Raw genomic sequence first — 24,011 nt, forward strand, 5'->3', positions numbered from 1 at the left:
GTATCAATTTCGCGACGATACAAACGCTCGTCCGCCTGCGCGGACTAACGAGAAATTCAGGTTTTGAAACCCACGTAGGTGGGTTTCGCTTGTATAGCCGCGATTACGAACATCGCCAAGGCTGTATCAATTTCGCGACGATACAAACGCTCGTCCGCCTGTACGGACTAACAAGAAATTCAGGTTTTGAAACCCACGTAGGTGGGTTTCGCTTGTATAGCCGCGATTACGAACATCGCCAAGGCTGTATTAATTGAGACTATACAAGCATCCTCTAAGACAGGCGAGACGCCTGTGCTACGCCACTAACTAACCAATTGTGAAGATAAAATTTGATTTCGTCCTGCTACCTTTGCCTTGTACAACTGAGTATCAGCAACTTGATAAAGTTCTTCCAAGTTAGTACCATCACAAGGGTACTCAGCAATACCCGCACTAAAGGTGACCTGAAACTTTCGCTCTTTAGTATCAGTAAACTCATGCTGACGAAAAGTGTCTAGGAATCTTGTCATTCGAGCAATACACTGTTGTTGGTTGATACCATACAAACCAATAGCAAACTCCTCTCCACCCCAACGAGCTACGGTATCTTCATCGCGAAAACAGCGCTTTAGTAATTCTGCCAACTGCTTCAGGACTTTATCTCCTGTATCGTGTCCGTAACAATCGTTGATAGATTTAAAGTGGTCTAAGTCTAAAAGTATAAAACACAAAGATTGTTTTTGGCGGTTTGCCAACCGTAGTAGGTGATTAAAATCTTGCACAGATTTACGACGATTGGTAAGACCCGTGAGCGTATCTATATCTGCTAAACTTTGTAAAATTTTGCTTCGCTCTAGTCGATTTAGTATACGGGCAATTAATTCTGATTCGATAATTGGTTTGTTTACGTAGTCATCAGCACCGGATGTAAAAACTCGTTGTAATGTGTCTGCATCATTATGTGCAGACAAAAACAGTATGGGTAGCTGACTCCAACGAGGATCGGCGCGTACAACTTGGCATAGATCTATGCCGCTAAAATTTGGCATTTCCCAATCTAAAATTAGCAAATCGGGAGCAAACTGTTCTAATGTATGCCAAAATTCTTGAGGATCGTCTAGCAGCGCTAATTGAAATCCCCAAGGTGACAGTAGTGTTCGTAAAAAGTCAAGAATTTGAGGATCGTCGTCTACAATCAGCAGCTTTGCTTCTGGAGTGTTCGATTGTTGCAACACTTGCATGACTGCATCCATGACTTCTGAGGGTGACACGGGTTTTTGCAGAAAACCTCTTCCTCCTAGTTTTGCCGCTTGAACTCGATCGCTAAAACTCTCACTTGCTGTAAACACCAGCACGGGTACAGGCGATTTGACAGCAGAAAGTTCTACTAACAGTTCAAACCCATTTTCTGAACAATTAGAAAAACTCAGATCTAACAAAATAATGTCTGGTTGAGTGTGGGCTAAAATTTCTCTAGCATGGGCTAAAGTCGTTGCTGTCTCTGTTTGTATTCCCCGAATCTTGGCTTCTGAGGTCAAAGCTGAGGCGAGTCCCTCATCATCATCGACAATTAAGAGGTGTACTGGTTGGTTTGCGATCGCTAGATTCGGGCTAGAGTATAGGTTATCCTTAGGTTGAATATCGACTGGTGATTGGCTTAATTCTTGCCACAACTTTTGAACCAGTCGAGAAAGATGCTTCACCTCAGCCTGCGTTGGTGTTTCCAAAGTTTTCAATGTTTGTTCAATTTCACGGCATATATGCGTCGCTTCTGTAAAGCCAAAACTACCTAACGATCCCGCTAAAGTGTGTGCTTCCCGCAGGGCGGCTTGTTGCGATACTTCACTGAGAGTGTCTGTTTTTAAAGCTGCAACAGCCTGCTCGATAGTTTTAACACGCAAGCAGTACTTTTCCTGATGCTTTTCCCATATAGCTTTTAATCTTGACTCGATAGAATGGGAACTGACTTCGTTGAGTGCAGTGTTGGCTGTTTTCTGACTCTCCTGCGGTTGCTGCGTTTTCATATTGCTCGTCAAACGATAGCCCATCCCGTGAACTGTCTCAATCAAATCAACGGCTCCTGCTTGCTTGAGTTTTTGCCGTAAACTCTTAATGTGCGCTCTAATGGCATTTGTAGAAGGAGCATCTTCAAATGACCACAAATGGTCGAGAAGGGCATTTTGGCTAAAGACTCGCTGCTTGTTAGTTAAAAAAAGTTGTAATAAAGCGTACTCTTTCGGTGTCAGATGCAATCGTTGCCCATCATATGTTACGTTGCAGTCATTAGGCTCCAAGCACAGTTTTCCCCAATGTAGAGCAGCCAAAGAGGTTGAATCTCCCCGACGAACCGCCGCCCGTATCCGAGCCAACAATTCATCAAGTTGGTAGGGCTTCATCAAGTAATCATCTGCCCCAGCATCTAACCCCGCAACCTGAAGAGTACTGCTATCTTGGGCTGTTAATAGTAGAATTGGTGTGCGATCGCCCTTTGCTCGTAGTTTTTGACAAAACGTAATGCCATCAAGTTTGGGTAGCACCACATCCAATAAAATTAAGTTATACGCAAATGCTTCTGCTAATTCCCAAGCAGTTTCACCATCAGCAGCACAATCAACTGAATATTGCTTACTTTCCAGCGTTTCTTTTAATATTTGGGCGGCAGCCGCATCATCTTCTACAAGCAAAATTTTCACAACGGCTATCTATCCTTAGTAGTGTTGAGTGGAATTTTTAAAATAAATAATTATCATTTACAGGAAAAGAAGAAACTTTTGGTAAGTCTCGAATTTATCTGTTTTAACATATTCTGAACTTTTATCTTTAAGGGAGCTAGATCCCCGATTTCTTAAAGAAGTCAGGGTTCTGACCTAAGCCCACATTTTTATACTGAGATATATACATAAATCTTTTATAAACTTCCCATAAAGTTGTGTTTTAGAATTAACAAACAACTATTGTTCTACCAAATCAAGTTCTTGCCGTCACTTGTGGTAAACCCTGATTTTTCATGGGGAACACCCTGGTTTGTAGTTGCGCTGTCTTCGCATGCATCGCAACTACGAACAGAATTAGCGAGATTTTACACTTCGTTATATAGTTACCTTTTTTCTTGCTGACCTACTTAGACTGATAATATTTACTTTTTGTAAACTCCTCAACCTATTCACAAAATATTCACAACTAGGGGATAGCGTGATAATGAAATTCTCTAAATATACAGATGTGCCTTAGTGCGTCTTGTACATCTAACATCTTGACTCATGCACGATACATTTATCTGCAATTGAGTACAAGTCACATTACTTATATTTACGTACATAAATTTTTTCATGTTTACAAATATCAGTAAAAACCCCGATCTAACTAATGAATATTGAAGATTTTTGCCTAGTAGAGATAGATAGCATAATTTACCCGACTTGAAACAGTGCAAAACTTGTAACTCCCAATCCAAAATCCACAATCCAAAATCCAAAATCACAAAAAGTATGGCAACCGCACAATTAACCGATTCTACAGACGATCTAAATATTAGAGAACTCATAAAAGTCCTAACAGCAGTGAAAAAGGGTGACTTTTCCGTGCGAATGCCTATCGACAAAACGGGTTTAGCAGGAAAAGCAGCTGATACTTTGAATGACATTATCGATCTACTGCAAAAGACGGTTAGGGAATTTGAGCGGATTAGTACAGTCGTTGGCAAAGAAGGAAAACTCTCCCAACGAGCTTCCTTAGGTGGTGCTGGTGGTGCGTGGACAGCCTGTGTTGAGTACGTAAATACACTCATGTCAGACTTAGTCCAACCTATGGCGGAAACGTCTCGCGTGATTCGGGCGGTTGCTAACGGTGACCTTTCCCAAACTATAGCGCTGGAAATTGATGGCAGCCCTCTCAAGGGAGAATTCCTGCAAACAGGTCAAATAGTTAACACCATGGTGGCGCAACTGAATTCCTTTGCTTCTGAAGTCATTCGAGTTGCTAGGGAGGTGGGAACGGAGGGCAAACTTGGCGGACAAGCAGAAGTTAAGGGGGTTGCTGGAACTTGGAAAGATTTAACGGATAACGTCAACTTGATGGCGGGTAACCTGACTGCACAAGTTCGCAATATTGCAGAAGTGACGAAAGCTGTGGCAAACGGTGACCTTTCTAAGAAAATTACTGTTGATGTGAAAGGGGAAATTTTAGAGCTAAAAGACACTGTGAACGTAATGGTGGATCAGCTCAATTCCTTTGCATCAGAGGTGACGCGGGTAGCCCGTGAAGTGGGTTCTGAAGGGAAGTTGGGCGTACAAGCTGAGGTGCGGGGGGTTGCCGGTACTTGGAAGGATTTGACTGACAGCGTAAACTCAATGGCAGGAAATTTGACGGCGCAAGTCCGTAATATTGCTGAGGTTTCTACTGCGATCGCCAATGGTGACCTCTCAAAACAAATTACTGTGGATGTCAAGGGTGAAATTTTAGAGCTAAAAAACACTATCAATACAATGGTGGATCAACTCTCGTCTTTTGCCTCTGAGGTGACGCGGGTTGCTCGTGAAGTGGGTTCCGAAGGGAAGCTAGGCGTACAAGCTGAGGTGCGGGGAGTTGCCGGAACTTGGAAGGATTTGACGGATAGCGTGAACTCAATGGCGGGGAATTTAACAGGTCAGGTACGTAATATTGCGGAAGTGGCAACTGCGATCGCAAATGGCGACCTGTCGAAAAAGATTACTGTTGATGTCAAAGGGGAAATCTTAGAACTAAAAAACACCATGAATATCATGGTGGATCAGTTGTCTTCTTTTGCCTCTGAGGTAACGCGGGTGGCAAGAGAAGTGGGGTCTGAAGGGAAACTGGGCGTACAAGCAGAAGTTCCTGGTGTTGCAGGGACGTGGAAGGATTTGACGGATAGTGTTAATTCCATGGCAGGGAATTTAACGGGTCAGGTACGTAATATTGCGGAAGTGGCAACGGCGATCGCAAATGGTGACCTCTCGAAGAAAATTACCGTTCAGGTAAAAGGGGAAATCTTAGAACTAAAAAACACCATGAACATCATGGTGGATCAGTTATCTTCTTTTGCCTCTGAGGTGACGCGGGTAGCCCGTGAAGTCGGTTCTGAAGGGAAACTGGGGGGTCAAGCAGATGTGCGAGGTGTTGCCGGAACTTGGAAAGATTTGACAGATTCAGTAAACTTCATGGCAGGAAGTTTAACAGCGCAAGTCCGTAACATTGCGGAAGTGACAACGGCTGTAGCCAATGGCGACCTCTCCAAGAAAATCACGGTGGATGTGAAAGGCGAAATTTTGGAGTTAAAAAACACCATCAATACAATGGTGGATCAGCTGAACTCCTTTGCTTCTGAAGTCACTAGGGTGGCGCGAGAGGTGGGAACGGAAGGGAAACTCGGCGTACAAGCTTTAGTTCCGGGTGTTGCAGGGACGTGGAAGGATTTAACAGATTCGGTGAATTCAATGGCTGGTAATCTGACAGCCCAGGTAAGAAACATTGCGGAAGTTGCTACAGCCATTGCCAATGGAGACTTGTCGAAAAAAATCACGGTTGATGTGAAAGGGGAAATTTTGGAGTTAAAAAACACCATGAACATCATGGTGGATCAACTTTCCTCCTTTGCATCAGAGGTGACGCGGGTGGCGCGGGAAGTGGGTTCGGAAGGCAAACTTGGTGTCCAAGCAGATGTGCGGGGTGTAGCGGGAACCTGGAAGGACTTGACCGACAGCGTGAATTTCATGGCGGGAAGTTTAACAGCACAGGTACGAAATATTGCTGCAGTCACAACAGCTGTAGCGAATGGCGACCTCTCGAAGAAAATTACTGTGGATGTTAAGGGCGAAATTTTGGAGTTGAAAAACACCGTCAACACAATGGTGGATCAGCTGAACTCCTTTGCATCAGAGGTAACAAGGGTAGCCCGTGAAGTAGGAACTGAGGGGAAACTCGGCGTGCAAGCCCAAGTCCAAGGTGTAGCGGGAACTTGGAAGGATTTGACCGATTCTGTGAATTCCATGGCAGGAAGTTTAACATCCCAAGTCCGTAATATTGCGGATGTGACAACGGCAGTTGCCAATGGTGACCTCTCCAAGAAGATTACCGTAGATGTGAAAGGTGAGATTTTGGAACTGAAAAACACGATCAATACGATGGTGGACCAGTTAAACTCCTTTGCATCAGAAGTGACAAGGGTTGCTCGTGAAGTGGGAACGGAAGGTAAACTGGGTGTCCAAGCTTATGTCAGAGGTGTAGCAGGAACTTGGAAGGATTTGACCGATAACGTCAACTTGATGGCGGGGAACCTGACAGCACAAGTCCGGAACATTGCAGAAGTGACGAAGGCGGTGGCAAATGGTGACCTCTCGAAGAAGATTACCGTGGATGTCAAAGGTGAGATTTTGGATTTGAAAGACACCATCAATACAATGGTGGATCAGCTTTCTTCTTTTGCATCAGAGGTGACACGGGTAGCCCGTGAAGTGGGTAGTGAAGGGAAACTCGGCGGTCAGGCGCAAGTTGCAGGGGTCGCGGGTACTTGGAAAGATTTGACCGAGTCTGTGAACTCAATGGCTGGTAACTTAACAGCACAAGTGCGGGGAATTGCCAAAATTGTGACAGCTGTTGCGAATGGTGACTTGAAACGCAAGTTGATGTTAGAGGCAAAAGGGGAGATTGAAACCCTTGCTGACACCATTAACGAAATGATTGATACCCTTGCAACCTTTGCCGACCAGGTTACCACAGTAGCGCGAGAAGTCGGGATTGAAGGGAAATTGGGAGGTCAGGCAAAAGTACCGGGGGCTGCGGGTACGTGGAGAGATTTGACAGATAACGTAAACGAACTGGCTGCTACTCTCACAACTCAGTTACGTGCGATCGCTGAAGTGGCTATTGCTGTGACGAAAGGGGATCTAACTCGTTCAATTGCTGTGGAAGCACAAGGTGAGGTAGCAATCCTGAAGGACAACATCAACCAAATGATTTCTAATTTGCGGGAAACGACGCAGAAAAACACCGAACAAGACTGGTTGAAAACTAATTTAGCCAAGTTTACCCGCATGCTTCAGGGACAGCGAGACTTGGAGACAGTTTCCCGACTGATTCTCTCAGAACTCGCTCCATTGGTGGGAGCTGCTCACGGCGTATTCTATCTGATGGATATAGTAGAACAGCATATGCCGTTGTTGAAATTGCTCAGTACTTTTGCTTACCAGGAACGCAAGCATTTGTCACACCAGTTCCGCTTGGGTGAAGGGTTGGTGGGACAATGTGCAATAGAAAAACAACGGATTCTGCTGATTGATGTACCGGATAACTATGTCAAGATTAACTCTGGGCTTGGAGAAGCGACTCCGTTGAATGTTGTTGTCTTACCCGTACTTTTTGAAGGACAGGTAACGGCGGTGATTGAACTCGCTTCCTTCCGACGCTTTAGTGAGATTCATTTAACTTTCTTAGACCAACTGACAGAAAGTATTGCCATCGTCTTGAATACGATCGCAGCTAGCATGCGGACTGAGGAGTTGCTCAAGCAGTCGCAATCTTTAGCAGAAGAACTGCAGAGTCAGCAAAACGAACTGAGAGAAACTAACCAGCGATTGGAACAACAAGCGAAATCCCTACAAGCGTCTGAAGAACTGTTAAAGCAGCAGCAGGAACAGTTGAAGGGAAATAATGAAGAACTAGAAGAAAAAGCCCGCTTGTTAGCACTGCAAAACAGCGAAGTGGAATACAAAAATGCTGAGATTGAACAAGCAAGACAATCTATTGAAGAAAAAGCTTCGCAACTCGCACTGACTTCCAAGTATAAATCTGAATTTTTAGCGAATATGTCCCATGAGTTGCGAACACCGCTAAACAGCTTGCTGCTTTTAGCCAGATTGCTGACTCAAAATGCTAATGGTAATTTGAATGAAAAACAAATTGAATATGCTGAAACAATTTATTCAGCAGGAAATGAATTGCTAGCGTTAATTAATGACATCCTTGATTTGGCAAAAATCGAGTCTGGTACGATGGCAATTCAAATCGACCAGATGCTGTTCGCCGACTTGCACAATTATCTCGAACGCACTTTCCACCAAATTGCTACAGATAAAGGATTAGCTTTTAGTATCGAATTTTCTCCTTCTTTACCTCGTGCCATCTATACTGATGTCAAACGCTTACAACAAATCCTCAAAAATCTCCTTTCTAATGCTTTTAAGTTTACACAACAAGGAGAAGTCTGTTTCTGGGTGGAACCGGCTATTTCTGGGTGGAATAATAGCTTGGAGTCTTTGAATAATGCCGATCTGGTGTTGGCTTTTGTTGTCAGCGATACAGGGATTGGTATTGCTCCAGACAAGCAGAAAGTGATTTTTGAAGCGTTTCAGCAAGCAGATGGAACAACCAGCCGCAAATATGGTGGGACTGGTTTGGGCTTGTCCATTAGTCGAGAAATCGCGAGTCTGTTAGGTGGAGAAATTACTCTCGTCAGTCAGTTGGGTGAGGGTAGCACTTTTACACTTCACATACCGCAAACTTATTTAGGAGGCGATCGCTACAGTACGAGTGTCTCGTCTGCTCCCATATTTAGACCTTCAATATCAAATAACTTGAGAAAAAGGTTGCTGAATAACGCCTTGAATCAAGAGTCAAGTGTCACGGAAAAAATCGCAACTCCCTCGCCATCCCAAAACCCTGTTGTGAAAAAAACAGAAGAACAACCTCCCAAACAACATTCTCAAATTCAACCTTCTCACTTCCAAACAGGGATTGTCTCCAAACCAAACTTCAACCAAAAACTTACTCCCACAACTCAAAACTCTCAGATAGAACCAACAACTTCCACGTCATCTTCTGTCATAAAATCTATTATTCCTGAAGTCGTTTGTCCCCTCCAAACCTCAGTTTTGATTGATGACCGAGGCAATATTAAGGCGGGCGATCGCGTGCTTCTCATTGTGGATGATGATATTAAATTTGCTCATATCCTCTTAGATATGGCACGAGAGAAAGGTTTTAAGGGGATCGTTGCCTTGCAAGGTGAAATAGGTTGGCAATTGGCACAAGAATACGTACCAGATGCAATTCTCTTAGACATTTGTTTGCCAGTTACAAATGGCTGGGTAATTCTTGACCGTCTAAAGCACGAACTGAAAACACGGCACATTCCCGTACATATCATGACAGTTGCTGGTGAAGAATACCAACGCGGTTTAAAACAAGGAGCGCTATCATATTTACAAAAGCCTGTTACTAACGAGCAACTCGCTCAAACATTGGATAGTATCAAAGATTTTATTGAGCGCAAGAAAAAAACCTTGCTAGCCCTGGTGGACGATATGGAAGCTCGCAAAATTGTCGAGCTACTCAATAATGATGATACCGTTGTCGAGGTAGTCCATTCTTTAGCAGCAGCACTGCAAACACTACTCAAAAAGCGATGTGATTGTCTTGTTATTAATTGGGCATTGCCAGATACCAGCAATTTTGAACTCCTTGAGGAACTAGATCGGCAGATGAGAGGTTATCTAGCTCCAGGCTTGGTATTTTTGCCAATTATTATCTACAGCGAGCGGGATTTGACGCCAAAAGAAGAGAGCATCATGAAATCTTTAGAAGCAACGATCTTGATGAAAGACGAACAGATTTTGATGCGTCTTTTTGAGAGAACAACTCTCTTCTTGCATTTAGCCCAAACAAATCTCTCTAAATCCAAGCGCCATATGTTAGAGGCATGCTATCAAATTTGTCCCGAACTGGCTGGCAAGAAAGTACTCATCGTGGATGATGATGTACGTAATGTTTTTGCCCTCACCAATACGTTAGAAACATATCACGTCCAAGTCCTGTTTGCAGAAAACGGTAAGGAAGGAATTACCCTCATCCAAAACACACCAGAAATTGATATTGTTTTAATGGATGTGATGATGCCAGAGATGGACGGATATGAAACAATACGCACAATTCGCTCTTTTAATCAGTTTCAATCTTTACCAATCATTGCACTGACAGCGAAAGCCATGCCAGGGGATCGCGAAAAGTGTCTTGCATCTGGCGCATCTGACTACATTACAAAACCAGTGGACATTCAGCAATTACTCTCGCTCATGCGCGTCTTATTGGATGAATATAATTCATCTCATGTGCCATAGCACTCTCTTGCTTCCAGGCTTGATGCAAGATCCCCGACTTCTTTAAGAAGTCGGGGATCTGACCAACCTAACAGAACAAATAAGGAAAAAATTTATGTATACCGAACAGAAAGTCAACATTCTTCTTGTTGACGATCGCCCAGAAAATCTACTAGCTCTCGTGGCAACACTAGAGACTTTAGAACAGAATTTAGTCACAGCCACATCGGGAGAAGAAGCATTGAAGTACATTCTCCAAATGGATTTTGCTGTTATCCTACTTGATGTCCATATGCCCGGTCTCAACGGATTTGAAACAGCAGAAATTATTAGAACCCGTCAAAGAAACCAAAATACCCCTATTATTTTTTTAACGGCTTATAGTAGAAGCGAAAACTTCATTTTTCAAGGTTATTCAGTTGGGGCAGTAGATTATATGCTCAAACCAATTGTACCAGAAATATTAATATCCAAGGTAGTCGTTTTTATTGAATTGTTTAAGAAAACGGCTGAGATCAAACAACAAGCAGAAAGACTTGCAGATAGTAACAAATTTCTGCAAAAACAAATTAAAGAACATCAGCAGACTGAGAAATTGCTGCGGAAAAGAGAGGGAGAATTTGCAGCTATCTTTCGAGCCATACCAGATGTCATTATTTTCGTTAATAAGGATGGGCTGATTACTATAGCAAACCCTGCAGTCAGCACTGTATTTGGTTATGAACCCGAAGAACTTATTGGTAAAAAATATCAATTTTTATGTCACAAATCAGAAGAAGAAATTTCATGTTGTAAAATTCAATGTTTTCAAAGAAAATTTCAAAACAATATAGAAAATTATTATCGAAAAAATGGTGAAAAATTCATTGGAGAAACAATTAATACTTTTGTCGATGATAGCGAAGGAAATATTATAGGTTTTTTACATATTATTCGTGATATTACAGAACGCAAACAAGCAGAAGAGAAAATAGCCAACCTTTACCATCAAAATCAACTCATTTTGCAATCAGCGGGTGAAGGAATTTATGGAATAAATCGAGATGGGAAAACAATATTTATTAATCCAGCCGCATCAAAAATGCTCGGCTATCAAGTGGAAGAACTTATCGAACAACCAATAGACATAATTCTAAATCATACAAAATATAATAACAAAAGTCCCATTTACCAATCATTGAAAAATGGGACAGTTCAAAATGTAACAAAGGAAGAGTTTTTACGAAAAGATGGCTCTAGTTTTCCCGTTGAATATGTCAGCACACCCATTATTGAAAATGACGAAACTGCTGGAGCCGTGATTACCTTTAAAGACATTACTGAAAGAAATATGATAGAACGAATGAAAGACGAATTTATTTCCGTTGTCAGTCACGAAATTCGCACACCTTTAACCTCAATTCAAGGTTCTTTAAGTTTGCTATTAAGTGGTAAGCTGAATGTTCAGTCTGACAAAGGTAAGCGAGTCATTCAAATTGCGGCAGATGGCTCGGAGCGTTTGATAAGCTTGGTGAATGATATTCTCGATTTAGAGCGTTTGACATCAGGCGCAATCAATTGGGTTAAACAGCGCTGTCATGCAGGTCAGTTAATGCTCAAAGCCACAGAAATGATGCAAACAATGGCAAATAATGCTGGCATCACTCTATCAGTTTTTCCTCAAAATATTGAACTAGATGCGGCTGGCGAGCGTATTATTCAAGTGCTTACAAACCTACTGAGTAATGCCATCAAATTTTCAGAGAAAGGTTCAATCGTTGAGTTGACTGTAGAATCCTATCCGATTGCCACATCAAGTCATTGTAATTATGTATTATTCAAAGTTAAAGACCAAGGAAGGGGCATTCCTGCTAACAAATTAGAATGTATTTTTGAGCGATTTCAGCAAGTTGATGCTTCCGACTCTCGTGCAAAAGGAGGAACGGGTTTGGGGCTAGCGATTTGTCGCAATATTATACGCGAACACAACGGCAAGATTTGGGTTGAAAGCACTGAAGGAAAAGGCAGTATTTTTTACTTTACAGTACCTGGGCTAAAAGCAGAGGATAAAAAAGATGACAACTAAGACAATTTTGGTAATTGATGACGAAGAAGGTGTGCGAGAACTCGTTCAAGTCTGTTTAGAAACTATAGGAGGTTGGGATGTTTTCACAGCCCCTCGCGGTAAAGAAGGATTAGCGATAGCTGAAACTAAACAACCTGATGCAATTCTTTTAGATGTGATGATGCCTGATATGGATGGTCCTACAACTTTAAAAAAATTACAGGCAAACGAGTTAACAAACCACATTCCAACTATTTTTCTAACAGCAAAAGCCATGATTAGCGAACAACAGCAGTTCCGCAACTTGGGTGTAGCTGGAATCATTACTAAGCCCTTCGATGCTCTTGATTTAATCGAGCGGATTCGAGAGATTCTTTTGTGGGAATAGGGAATAGGGAATGGGGAATGGGGAACTCGGGGCCCCCTCTGGGGATAAGGGGCAATGGGGAATGGGGATAGAGAGTTACTCCCTTTCCACCCAAAGATTACCTATTTAAATGAACCGCAAAGACGCAAAGAGCGCGTTCGCGAACGCGAGTGCGTGTGCGTTATAGGCTACAGAGCATCCGCAATCACCACAAATTTATGGCTATGATGAGTTTAAGATAACATAGAAGAGAAGTGTACGAATTGTGATATGATGCCCAAGACATCAGAGTTTGACGCGATTAATCAGCAATTAGATGCCCTTTCTTTGCAGGAATTGCAAGCTGTTAGGGTAAAAGTTGACGTATTAATTACAGAAAAATTATCACAAGCTGAGCAAGACAATTGGGAAAGCATCCAAAAAAGTGCTCTCCTTGCGATAGAAGATATAGAGATTTTAAGAGCACTTGCTGACGAAGGGCAAAAAAGTCTAGAGATTTTAAAAGATTTTGCCTTCAAAAGACTACTTGCTTCACGGCAGCCACACCTTTCCGAAGTCCTGAAAACTTTTAGGGAATATACAGTTGTTGCTAAACAACGAACGGATTTGCGGGAAGAATATCGGCTTTTATTCGCGTCTAATATTGAACAGATAGTAGACGAAGAGAAGTCCAAGTCCTCTTTGGAAGAAGATGATTCTTTAGAAAGAATTATAGAGCTTGTTGACGAATGGATGTCTGATGACTCTGGGTACGACGAAACGGTACTTCCTGAGATTAAGGCAGGGCTTAACCAGAATCGGTTGGTTGAAAAATAGATGAAAAGAGCCGTACTACTGGATTCGCACCCACTAAGCGAAGTAACACACCCAAAAGGAGATCCGAGAGTTAAACAATGGTTACATTCCTTGCAAGAATCTGGCATTGTTATACGAGTACCAGAAATAGTTGACTACGAACTTAGGCGTGAACTGATTAGGGGAAAGAAACAGAAAAGTATTGAGCGTCTTGATAAGCTTAGTCAATTCCTTATTCCGTTGACTAATGAAACGATGCGACAGGCAGCTGAACTATGGGCAGAACTACGAAACCAAGGGAAACCAACAGCAAGTAAAGATAGTTTGGATATAGATGTAATTCTTGCGTCTCAAGCTATTCTTCAATTGCCGAATTTCGATGAAGTCACCATTATAACAACCAACGTTAAGCACATATCATGTTTTGTGAAACCAAGGTTGATTGTAGTAGATTGGGCGCAAACTTTAAACGGTATCGTGTCTTAAAAAATTAAATAAGAAGTTTACCTGGAACCAAACTAGACGATTGTATGAATTAGGCTTGGATCTGCCCCTAAGTCATTCCCAGGCAGAGCCTGGGAACGAGGTTACGGTCACTGGTCACTGGTCACTGGTCACTGGTCATTGGTCACTGGCCACTATAACTTATACGTTAAAACGGAACAACAGAACATCGCCTTCTTGAACGATGTACTCTTTTCCTTCACTGCGAACTAAACCTTTCTCCTTCGCACCACTCATCGAATTAGATGCCACCAAATCATTATAAGCAACTGTTTCTGCACGAATAAATCCGCGTTCAAAATCACTGTGAATGACACCTGCGGCTTGCGGTGCTGACATCCCGGCTGTAATAGTCCAAGCACGAGTTTCTTTTTCCCCAGTCGTGAAATAAGTCCGCAAACCTAACAGAGTATAGGTAGCACGAATTAACGATTTTAAACCACCTTCTTCTACTCCTAAAGATGACAAAAATTCCGCTCTTTCTTCTTCTGGTAACTCAACCAACTCTGATTCCACCTGAGCAGAAACAACCACAACTTGTGCATTTTCTTGGGCTGCAACTTGCCGCACTCTTTCTACATATTCATTACCTGTGGCAAGGTCATCTTCCGACACGTTAGCAGCATAAATAATGGGTTTTGCAGTCAGTAATTCCAGTGGTTTAACTATTTCAGCTTCTTCTTCAGTTAAACTCACCTGTCGCGCTGATTTCCCTTCATTTAATGCAGCGGCTATTTTTTCCAACAATGCTAATTCAATTTGTCCTTCTTTGCTAGATCGGGCTTGTTTGCGGGTGCGTTCTATCCGCCGCTCAACTTGAGCTAAATCAGCTAACCCAAGTTCCAGACTGATAATTTCAATGTCCCGTACTGGATCGACTGAACCAGCAACGTGGATAATGTCGTCATTCTCAAAACAACGTACCACGTGAACGATCGCATCCACTTCTCGAATGTGAGACAAAAATTGGTTACCCAGCCCCTCGCCCTGGCTAGCACCTTTAACCAAACCGGCAATATCGACAAACTCTACACGCGCCGGAACGATTTGTTTTGAGGAGGAAATTTTTGATAAAACATCTAACCGTTCATCTGGTACAGCAACAACGCCGACATTCGGTTCAATGGTACAAAAGGGAAAATTGGCTGCTTCTGCTTTAGCATTAGCAACCACGGCATTAAATAAAGTCGATTTTCCAACGTTAGGGAGTCCGACAATTCCGGCTCGTAGCATTTTGGATTTTGGATTTTAGATTTTGGATTCTAGATTATAGTAGCTTAGCTGCTCATACAGGACCGGGAACTGTTTGAGGAATTGGTCCCGGTACTGGCTGAGGAATAGGCGCGGGTACTGGTTCCGGTACGGGTGCGGGTACTGGTTCCGGTGCGGGGCTGGGTACTGGTTCCGGGACTGGTCCTGGTATTGGCTGGGGTACTGGGTCGGGAGTCAGGGGAACATTTGGTAAGAGTCCGGGATCGGGATAAATCATATTGTACCTGCTGAAATTATTATCTATCATTCCCAACCTAGATAACATTAGATGCTAACGACATCTTCCTAAAAACATATCTGCCCAGCTATGCTCGATCAAAATCAAACACCCCTGCTAGACACTTTAAAAGCTTGTGCAGAACGTCCTCATGCTCCCTTTTACACGCCAGGACACAAGCGGGGACAAGGAATTTCTCCATCATTGACTCATGTTTTCGGTCAATCTGTCTTTCGTGCTGATTTGCCAGAACTCGCAGAACTCGATAATCTTTTTTCACCCAGTGGTGTTATCCATCAAGCACAACAACTGGCTGCAGAAGCATTTGGTGCTTCACAAACTTGGTTTCTGGTGAATGGCTCTACTTGCGGTATTGAAGCAGCAATTTTGGCTACCTGTGGAGCCGGAGATAAAATTATATTACCTCGCAACGTTCATTCTTCTGCGATCGCAGGCTTAATTCTCTCTGGTGCAATCCCCATTTTCGTTTATCCAGAATACGACGCCGTTTTAGATATTGCCCACAGCATCACCCCCAACGCCGTACAAACAGCACTAGAACAGCATCCAGACGCTAAGGCGGTGTTTATGGTATACCCCACATACTACGGTGTTTGTGGAGATGTGAGAGCGATCGCATCCCTTGCCCATCAACATAACATTCCCCTACTTGTAGATGAAGCCCATGGCGCACACTTTGCCTTTCATCCCCAACTTCCCACACCAGCCCTAGCAGCTGGTGCAGATTTAACAGTGCAATCCATACATAAAGTCCTCGGTGCAATGACACAAGCATCCATGCTGCACATTCAGGGTAACAGGATAGATCCTGACCGAGTGAGCAAAGCTTTGCAACTCGTGCAGTCCACCAGCCCCAGTTATATACTGTTAGCCTCTCTTGATGCAGCACGTCAACAAATGGCACTGCATGGCAAACAGTTAATGTCCCATACATTAGAACTAGCAGAAAATGCCAGAAGCCGTATCAGTCAAATTCCTGGATTGTCAGTTTTAGAAATTTCTACCAACCCTCCTCTTCAAGGAGCGAACGCCTTAGACAAAACACGCTTAACCGTCACCGTTTCTGATTTAGGTTTAACTGGCTTTGAAGCAGAAGAAATTCTTAATGACAAGTTAGGGGTTACTGCTGAATTTTCCTCCCTGCAACATCTGACATTTATTATTAGTTTGGGAAACACCCAAGAAGATATAGAGAAATTAGTGCAAGCCTTCACAACCCTTGCTAGAAAAAGAGGGAGTAGGGAGTGGGGAGTAGGGAGTGGCGATCGGAGTTTTTCTGTGTCATCTGAATGGAAATACTTTGATAACTCTTTGTGTCTTTCACCCCGTGAAGCTTTCTTTGCAGCAACAGAAACTTTACCATTAGAAGAAACAACAGAACGCATTTGTGCCGAAATTGTTTGTCCTTATCCTCCAGGAATTCCCGTTCTCATGCCAGGAGAAATTATTACCAAATCAGCTTTAGATTATCTTCAATACATTCAACTCACAGGCGGTTTTATTAGTGGGTGTGCAGATAGCAGTTTCCACAAATTGAAGGTAGTTAAAATTATATATAGCAATCCGATTTGATTTGTGAAAATTCACAGTGTCTGAATTTCGGACTTCTCAAAAAAGTCTGGGTTCTAATTTTGCAAGAAGTCTAATAATTCCGTTAAATATCTGAGTTCGGCGTATTTGCGATGTTAGTCAATAAATCACTGGATTATTTCCCGATATGCAGAAAAGTGACAAGGTAAATTGCGGTGCTGTTTGACACCTTCCCGCTAGAAGATTACCAAAAATGTATTATGTAAATTATCCAAAATCACAGTATCTTATTTCACACCCTGTTTAACACAGTCACTAGCAAGTAAAGCACATTTATTAGATACATCTTCAGTTTTTGATTTTTCTGTTAATTTTAAATATTCTTCACCTGTTACAGCATCCACTGAAATCATTCCATTTAATTTATGTCTACGTCCTTTTTTGTTACTTGTGTTCCCAAAGAGCGATCGCTTCCAACCCATGACTCGCCTGTTCTACCTCAAAACCTAAAGGTGACAGTAGTTGCATCATCAGTTGGCGATTTTCCCAGCGATCGTCTACTACCAGAATTCGATAGCGCGGTTGGTTGGCTTCTAAGGCAATAACGCGACGCTTTGGTTGTATGTTATCAATCCGAAAGCTTGGAAAAAACATCAACTTGGATTGTAGAGCTATTGAGTCTTGGGAGTCTAGCTTCAGTAGAACTTCCCAACAACTTACCTTATGCTGTGCGATTGGCGTCTAACCAGTCGAGCAAGTCTTCCATGGCTGTAAAATCTAACAAAGCTTCGCCTAGTGATTCTAATTGTGTAACTGAAAGGGTTTGAACGCTGTCGATGAGTGCTTGTGGTAATTCCCCTACTCGTCTTCGTAGTTGCCGTAGAATAAGCTTTTGTTCGCCTTCAAGCTCTCCTTCAATCTTGCCTTCGCTCTTTCCGCGCTCGTAGCCAATGCGCTCACCTGTGGTAATGTAACTCATCCGACGCTCCTGCTCAAATTGCTTAAATTCCTGCCAAAACTCTGCTTCTAATCCATCTGGTAATATCATAATCCAATCAATAAATCTGTAGAGGTTCCGAATCTTTTTCTCTTGCCATCCCAAGTCATACAACCGTCTTATCAAGCTAAATTTCCAACTTTTCCTTTCCTGGGGCTTTTTCGTTGTTTGTTGCATTTTTAAGTGTGCCATCACCACTGTGGCAAATGGATTGTCACTCGCTTCTAACTCTGCCCAACGGTTTTGGTAATCCAGAAGCTTGACAATACCAAATTCAAATTTCAGCCGAGTGTTAGGGTAGCGAAAACTATACCGATTTGGTCGCCATTCGGGGTCGGCATCGCACAAAATGGCTAAACTGATAGCAGGTTTGCCGAAGCGGTCGAAGATCCGCAAGTTGTAGGAAAACATTCTTTGTGCAAAGTCATCTTCCGGGCTAGCTTGAACTTCTACGTGTATCAACAACCACATTTCCTCTCCTTGCAGTTGCCAGACTTTCACCAACTTATCTGCATATCGTCTACCAACTTCGGCGTCGCGTGCAATTTGCTGAAATTCCTTGTCTAAAAATTCGTAAGGGCGCGTCCAGTCAATTAATGCGGCTGTTTGCGGGAAGAAAAATTGCATTGCTTGCGGAAAGTAGGCTTCTAAAATTTCTTTCCATGGTGAATCATTATCAGCTCTTTTTCTTTCAGAGGTCATAATTGAATTTGGTCTGGTCTTTATTTTCTAGTTCGCATTTAAAACTTTGCGAAACACAATCTTATCAGCACCCGTCGTGTAGAAGTCTCGAATGCAAGCTTCTTCTTCATAACCACATTTTGCGTAAAACGAACGCGTGCGATCGCGAAGCGCAAGCTGTACCCAGCTTATCGCGCTATAAAAGCTCGAAATTCAGCGTGTAATCTAAACTATAGCAGTTCTCACTTGTAGATTAGTACAAATTTATCTGCGTGCATCTGCGTGCATCTGCGGTTCCATAACTTTTTATATTCCAGGTTTACTCATGTTCGTCAACCCAAGGTTGTGTCAGATCTAACAACATGTCACCAATGCTCAAGGTAAAACGATAAGCGTCTTAGTACCTTTAGAGGTTTGGGAAGATCTCCTGAAATCGTGTTTCGCTCTTGCAAACGAGCTTGGGCAAGTTGATGAAGCAGAGCCTAACGAGCAAATTCTGGCAGATTTGAAGGATTCTCTTCGCCAAGTGAAAGCAGGGCAAACGTTTCCAATCGCTGAATTATATGAACAACATCCTTTGTAAGGGCGCAATGCCTTGCGCCCCTACACTTGGGTTGAAAAGCTCAATCTATACCCGTGGGAAGTATAGAAGTCCCTAAGACGCCAAGAATTTCTTGGCGTCAAGTAAATGAGCTTCTATCCTTACCTAGCATTCCTCCATCTCTGATAGCGCAGTTGTTTTTCTGGAGAAAGCGGAGAAGCCATTTGTAAAACCTTTTCCAGCAACCAAGGTGCAAGACGATCGCACCACACAGCAATATGACTTTGCCAGCCCACCAAGATTTCAGGTGAATCTCTTTGTAGCCCTCTAACAAGTGCTTGAGCTACCTGTTGGGGAGTCATAGGTATAACCCACCGAAACCACTCTAAATCTCTCACCATATCGGTGTCAGTTAAAGAAGGTAACAACGCAGCAACTCGAATATTGTATGGTGCTAGCTCACCTCGCAAAGCTTGAGTGAAGCCTAGAATTGCAAATTTTGTCGCTGAATAGGTTGCCATAGTTGGTGCAGCAACTTTACCCATCAAACTAGAAACATTAACAATAGTTCCCGAACGTTGTACAGCCATACGTCGGGCAACTAGACGAGTCATGGTATACATACCAACTAGATTCACAGATATTTCTGCTTGCACGTTTAACAATCGAGAGTTGAGGAAGGGTGTTTGATGGGCTACTCCAGCACAATTGACAAGCACGTCAATAGGCCCGTAATTCCGCCAAGCTTGAGCGATCGCAACATTCACTTCCACCACTTGAGACAAATCTAAAGCCATAGCATATGCTTTCACACCAAGCATCTCTATTTCAGAAGCCACTTCAGCCAATCGAGTCACATCTCTAGCCACCAATAACAGACATTTGACTCCTTGCTTTGCAAATTCAATCGCGATCGCTCGCCCAATGCCTCGTGAAGCTCCAGTAATCAGAACTGTTTTGCCTTGAATATTCATAGTTAAATCCTACAAAGTTAAAATCTCACTCTCGTTAGTACACACTTTGCGAGTTGAAGAATTTTGTCAAAGAATGCACTTGTCGTAGAGAGAGATAGGAAATACTTGCAATTGAGGGAAAAGTTACACACAACCGCTAATAGCAAGAAACTTAGGAAAAATCTTGCTATTAGCGCATTCAAGAGACTTCAGATACGTATCTAGCCAGCTATCATGGGAAAATCCCTTCTTCCCCTACTCCCTGCTCCTCACTCCCCACTGCCTTTTTCAAGCTAGACCGATCGTAAACTCATAATTCTTTAACTTGCACGGTCTTAGTAAGGCTAACTCTTGTGGGTGGGCGTCCTCGCCCGCTCTCTCCGCTAACTCTTGTGGAACGGGCGTCCTCGCCCGCTCTTTCCGGAATGAACGGGCGGAGACGCCCGTTCCACAAGATCATAAATACTGTGGTTCGTGTACTTAACGACTGCTATGAAAACCGCTTCTAAAAGTCTAGACAAAACTACCAACAAGTGGATAAATCTGTCCAGACCCAACTCTACGGTGTAAGTTTGCTCGATTAGAAGTGCATTGCTGCTTGGTTCCATTGCCTCGTGACTCAGGTTCCTTGACCACTAATCCCCAGTTAGAGATACTGAATACTCAGTACAAGACTTAAAAATATTTGATTGTTTGTAGCTAATTCGTAGGATGGGCTTTTTGATCTTCACGACCAACTAGGCATCACTAACTCGTATTAGCAAGACGCATATCAAGCATAGCAAAACCTCCCTAAAATTGTGTAGTTCTGAGTAGATTTTGCTAGGAATTAAGTTACAAATTCTAACCCCTTTGCTACAAAATTGCATCTCAAACAGAACATTTTTCAGACAATTCTGCGAGAAAGAATAACTGTAAAACCACGATTGACATAGAGCATAAATAACACCTCTGCTAAATACGAGTATTTACCAGAATTAACTACATAGGGATAAGGTAGCAAAGGGATCAATTATCAGCAACATTTCTTAACAAGAATTTTTTACTGTTACACAACTTAATAAATTTCTCATAAATCACCAAAGAGCAACAGTGATTTATTCTGGGTTGTAGCAACCTCTAAATAAAGAATGACTAAACCATGAAAAAACTTATTAATAAACCTGAAGATTTTGTCCGCGAAAGTTTAGAAGGAATGGCTGCAGCACATCCCGATTTCATCAAAGTTGACTATGACCCTACTGTTGTCTACAGAGTAGATGCACCCGTAACAGGAAAAGTCGCAATTATTTCTGGTGGAGGTAGCGGTCACGAACCAATGCACGCAGGGTTTGTCGGTTTGGGAATGTTAGATGCTGCTTGTCCTGGGGAGGTTTTTACTTCTCCTACCCCCGACCAAATGTTGGCAGCTGCTAAGAAAGTCGATGGAGGGGCTGGTATCGTTTATATCGTTAAAAACTACAGTGGCGATATCATGAATTTTGAGATGGCAACGGAATTAGCCCGCAGTGAAGGTATCCGAGTGCTCAATATTCTTATAGATGATGATGTCGCAGTTAAAGATAGCTTATATACTCAGGGACGCCGAGGCGTGGGGACAACTGTATTGGCAGAAAAAATTGTTGGTGCGGCAGCACAACAAGGATACGATCTACAGAAAGTTGTAGATTTGTGTCGCCAAGTGAATTTGAATGGTCGTAGTATGGGGATCGCACTGAGTTCTTGCACCGTTCCTGCTAAAGGGACACCGACTTTTGAACTGGGCGATCGCGAAATAGAAATGGGTATTGGCATCCATGGCGAACCGGGAAGAGAACGCAGAGCTTTTGTATCTGTGGATGAGATAACGGAAATGCTGGCGCTCTCTATTATTGAGGACACGCCTTACAGCCGTACAGTACGGGAATGGGATGAAGAGAAAGGTGAATGGGTAGATGTAGAACTCATCGATCCCAGTTTTCAAAACGGGGATCGCATTCTAGCGTTTGTGAACGGGATGGGTGGTACTCCCCTGAGCGAACTGTACCTTGTTTACCGCAAACTCGCGGAAATCTGCAAGAAAAAGGGATTGCATATTGTACGCAACCTGATTGGACCTTATATCACTTCTTTAGAGATGCAAGGTTGTTCTATTACCTTACTAAAGATAGATGATGAAATGGTTCGGTTATGGGACGCACCTGTAAAAACCCCAAGTTTGCGGTGGGGAGTTTGAGCTATATGACATACGCTCTTACTTAGTTAAATTTTGTAAAACAATATTTCAATTTATTACCAATATTTCAGAGAAAAATTTAATGTGGTATAAATTTTATTAGGTAAGACCAAGAAAAGCACTTAGTAAAAGGGGTAAAGAGTCTTATTCATGGCAACTCTACCGCAATTAGGTCATATTCTAATAGGTGCTTAATCTACCAAGCTTTTACAGCAGTTTTCACCTAAATGAACCACATCGTTGGTAGGGGCGCAATGCCTTGCGCCCCTACGGCTATGGTCTATTTACCTGAAAATGGCTATAAGTTTACGTGAGGAGAGGGGTTTGGGGTGAGGTCTGATGAGTGCTTCGTCGAACTCACGTTCAGTACTGTCGGTAGGGCTATGCTACACAAAAGCCTTATGTGATGGGCTTTAGCTTTACCTAGGTATATTTCAAAAATCAAATAGGAATCCTAAATATATATTCCGCTAGTTAACTGTTATTAGCTGTATATTTTCTTTCGCAACAGGTATAATTATATGAAAACCATACCAGTATTTAAGTTTCGGAGTTTTAGTGGCAAGTCCATCTATCACTTCTTGGGCTTATTCAGCTTTACTATTGTGCTTACCAGTCCTAGTGTAGCTACCGCCTCTACAGTTTTACCTAAAGTAGCATTAAGCATAAGTGGGATATTAATGCAGGTATTCTCATATTTTCCTAGATTAGTTTTACCTTTCTTTGTGATTTTTACTATAATCTCTGTTCTCGTAAAAGATTTTGGATTATCTTTATTGATAACTTTTTTTTTACTTCCGATACTTTTTATTTTTCACCATATTTTTCACCCTATACTGGTTAGATAACTTAGTATCATCAGAACAGGACTTACGCAAAAATTGCTAGAAACCTTGATTTATCGAACCGCCAAGACGCCAAGAGCGCCAAGAATCCGTAGAGCGTGCGTAAGTCCTACAGAAGTTTAGTTCCGTCAACAGTGTGACATTGTGTAATTATTTTGTTACAAAAATCTACGTGTTTAATTCAAAATCGTAAATTAAAGCCTACTATAAAAGCCCGTAGGGTTTCCTAAAAGATTTAAGATAATTAATATTTGATTTTGTGCGGGGCTTTGTGGGTACAGATAGGTTATGGTAACAAAAGAGCAGATTTTCAAGTGGTTGCAGCACTTTACTAACGAGATAGAAAAGAATAAGGATTATTTGACAGAATTAGATGCGGCAATTGGTGATGCCGACCATGGTATTAACATGGATCGTGGATTTAAAAAAGTGATGAGTCAGTTGCCCACTGTAGCAAATAAGGATATCGGTAGTCTTTTGAAGACCGTTAGCATGACTCTCATTTCGTCAGTTGGGGGTGCGAGTGGACCCCTTTATGGCACTCTCTTTTTAAGAGCAAGTACAGCTGTTGCTGGCAAAGAAGAACTGAGTGAGGGGGATTTGCTGGCAATGTTACAAGCGGGTTTAGATGGTGTTGTTCAAAGAGGTAAGGCGCAACTGGGAGACAAAACAATGCTGGATGTCCTCTCTCCATCTGTCGCTGCTTTTCAAAACGCTATAGGTGAGGGTAAGAATTCTATCCAAGCAATGCAGGAAGCTGTCGCCGCAGGTGAACGGGGAATGCACGACACAACTCCCATGCTGGCTAAAAAGGGACGGGCTAGTTATTTAGGAGAGCGAAGTGTGGGACATCAAGACCCAGGTGCTACTTCATCTTACTTAATGTTAAAGAGTTTATTAGAAGTGCTGCAAAGTTGTGGAGCATAAAGTAAAAGTTA

Annotated in this window: 14 protein-coding genes and 1 pseudogene; 8 read left to right on the top strand and 7 right to left on the bottom strand. The window is 42.5% G+C overall.

Annotation, left to right across the window (positions count from 1 at the left end):
- Nucleotides 1-305: 305 nt before the first annotated feature.
- Complete coding sequence (locus WA1_RS17610; protein ID WP_017746249.1) at nt 306-2,675, bottom strand: response regulator; 2,370 nt, start codon at nt 2,673-2,675, stop codon at nt 306-308.
- Between the two features lie 795 nt (nt 2,676-3,470).
- Here WA1_RS17610 and WA1_RS17615 point away from each other — a divergent pair.
- From WA1_RS17615 to WA1_RS17635, 5 genes are all read left to right on the top strand, one after another.
- Complete coding sequence (locus WA1_RS17615) at nt 3,471-10,112, top strand: HAMP domain-containing protein (RefSeq protein ID WP_017746250.1); 6,642 nt, start codon at nt 3,471-3,473, stop codon at nt 10,110-10,112.
- A gap of 94 nt (nt 10,113-10,206) precedes the next feature.
- The gene (locus WA1_RS17620) at nt 10,207-12,156 is read left to right on the top strand and encodes a PAS domain S-box protein (protein WP_017746251.1); all 1,950 of its coding nucleotides are present in this window, start codon (nt 10,207-10,209) and stop codon (nt 12,154-12,156) included.
- On the top strand, nt 12,146-12,523 hold the full coding sequence (locus WA1_RS17625) for a response regulator (RefSeq protein WP_017746252.1): 378 nt from the start codon (nt 12,146-12,148) through the stop codon (nt 12,521-12,523). The genes WA1_RS17620 and WA1_RS17625 overlap by 11 nt, the downstream gene beginning before the upstream one ends.
- Nucleotides 12,524-12,772: 249 nt before the next feature.
- Nucleotides 12,773-13,318 carry a hypothetical protein gene (locus tag WA1_RS17630; protein WP_272819164.1) on the top strand — a complete coding sequence of 182 codons (546 nt, stop codon included), beginning with the start codon at nt 12,773-12,775 and terminating at the stop codon, nt 13,316-13,318.
- A complete protein-coding gene (locus WA1_RS17635) occupies nt 13,319-13,783 on the top strand; it encodes a type II toxin-antitoxin system VapC family toxin (protein ID WP_017746254.1) in 465 nt (154 codons plus the stop codon).
- Nucleotides 13,784-13,942: 159 nt separating this feature from the next.
- On the opposite strand, the gene ychF is transcribed toward WA1_RS17635, so the two are convergent.
- The gene (gene ychF / locus WA1_RS17640; RefSeq protein ID WP_017746255.1) at nt 13,943-15,034 is read right to left on the bottom strand and encodes a redox-regulated ATPase YchF; all 1,092 of its coding nucleotides are present in this window, start codon (nt 15,032-15,034) and stop codon (nt 13,943-13,945) included.
- A gap of 52 nt (nt 15,035-15,086) precedes the next feature.
- The gene (locus WA1_RS17645) at nt 15,087-15,290 is read right to left on the bottom strand and encodes a hypothetical protein (protein ID WP_017746256.1); all 204 of its coding nucleotides are present in this window, start codon (nt 15,288-15,290) and stop codon (nt 15,087-15,089) included.
- A 90-nt stretch (nt 15,291-15,380) separates the two neighbouring features.
- Between WA1_RS17645 and WA1_RS17650 the strand changes: the two genes are divergently transcribed.
- Complete coding sequence (locus tag WA1_RS17650; protein ID WP_017746257.1) at nt 15,381-16,883, top strand: aminotransferase class I/II-fold pyridoxal phosphate-dependent enzyme; 1,503 nt, start codon at nt 15,381-15,383, stop codon at nt 16,881-16,883.
- A 402-nt stretch (nt 16,884-17,285) separates the two neighbouring features.
- Here the strand turns inward: WA1_RS17650 and WA1_RS17655 are convergent, their stop codons facing one another.
- The 4 genes and pseudogenes from WA1_RS17655 to WA1_RS17665 all read right to left on the bottom strand — a co-directional run bounded on the left by WA1_RS17655 (nt 17,286) and on the right by WA1_RS17665 (nt 20,034).
- Nucleotides 17,286-17,495: a response regulator gene (locus WA1_RS17655; RefSeq protein ID WP_017746259.1), complete on the bottom strand. Its 210-nt coding sequence runs from the start codon at nt 17,493-17,495 to the stop codon at nt 17,286-17,288.
- A gap of 67 nt (nt 17,496-17,562) precedes the next feature.
- Complete coding sequence (locus tag WA1_RS17660; RefSeq protein WP_017746260.1) at nt 17,563-18,540, bottom strand: DUF4351 domain-containing protein; 978 nt, start codon at nt 18,538-18,540, stop codon at nt 17,563-17,565.
- A 27-nt stretch (nt 18,541-18,567) separates the two neighbouring features.
- A pseudogene (locus WA1_RS59895) lies at nt 18,568-18,684 on the bottom strand (GNAT family N-acetyltransferase); the annotation flags it as partial.
- Nucleotides 18,685-19,221: 537 nt separating this feature from the next.
- Nucleotides 19,222-20,034 (bottom strand): SDR family NAD(P)-dependent oxidoreductase, encoded by an 813-nt coding sequence (locus WA1_RS17665; protein ID WP_017746261.1) that lies wholly within the window; start codon nt 20,032-20,034, stop codon nt 19,222-19,224.
- Nucleotides 20,035-21,154: 1,120 nt separating this feature from the next.
- Here WA1_RS17665 and dhaK point away from each other — a divergent pair.
- Nucleotides 21,155-22,228: a dihydroxyacetone kinase subunit DhaK gene (gene dhaK, locus WA1_RS17670; RefSeq protein ID WP_017746262.1), complete on the top strand. Its 1,074-nt coding sequence runs from the start codon at nt 21,155-21,157 to the stop codon at nt 22,226-22,228.
- A gap of 1,133 nt (nt 22,229-23,361) precedes the next feature.
- Nucleotides 23,362-24,000 carry a dihydroxyacetone kinase subunit DhaL gene (gene dhaL / locus WA1_RS17675; RefSeq protein WP_017746264.1) on the top strand — a complete coding sequence of 213 codons (639 nt, stop codon included), beginning with the start codon at nt 23,362-23,364 and terminating at the stop codon, nt 23,998-24,000.
- Nucleotides 24,001-24,011: the final 11 nt, after the last annotated feature.

The organism is Scytonema hofmannii PCC 7110, from assembly GCF_000346485.2.
GTDB lineage: Bacteria > Cyanobacteriota > Cyanobacteriia > Cyanobacteriales > Nostocaceae > Scytonema > Scytonema hofmannii.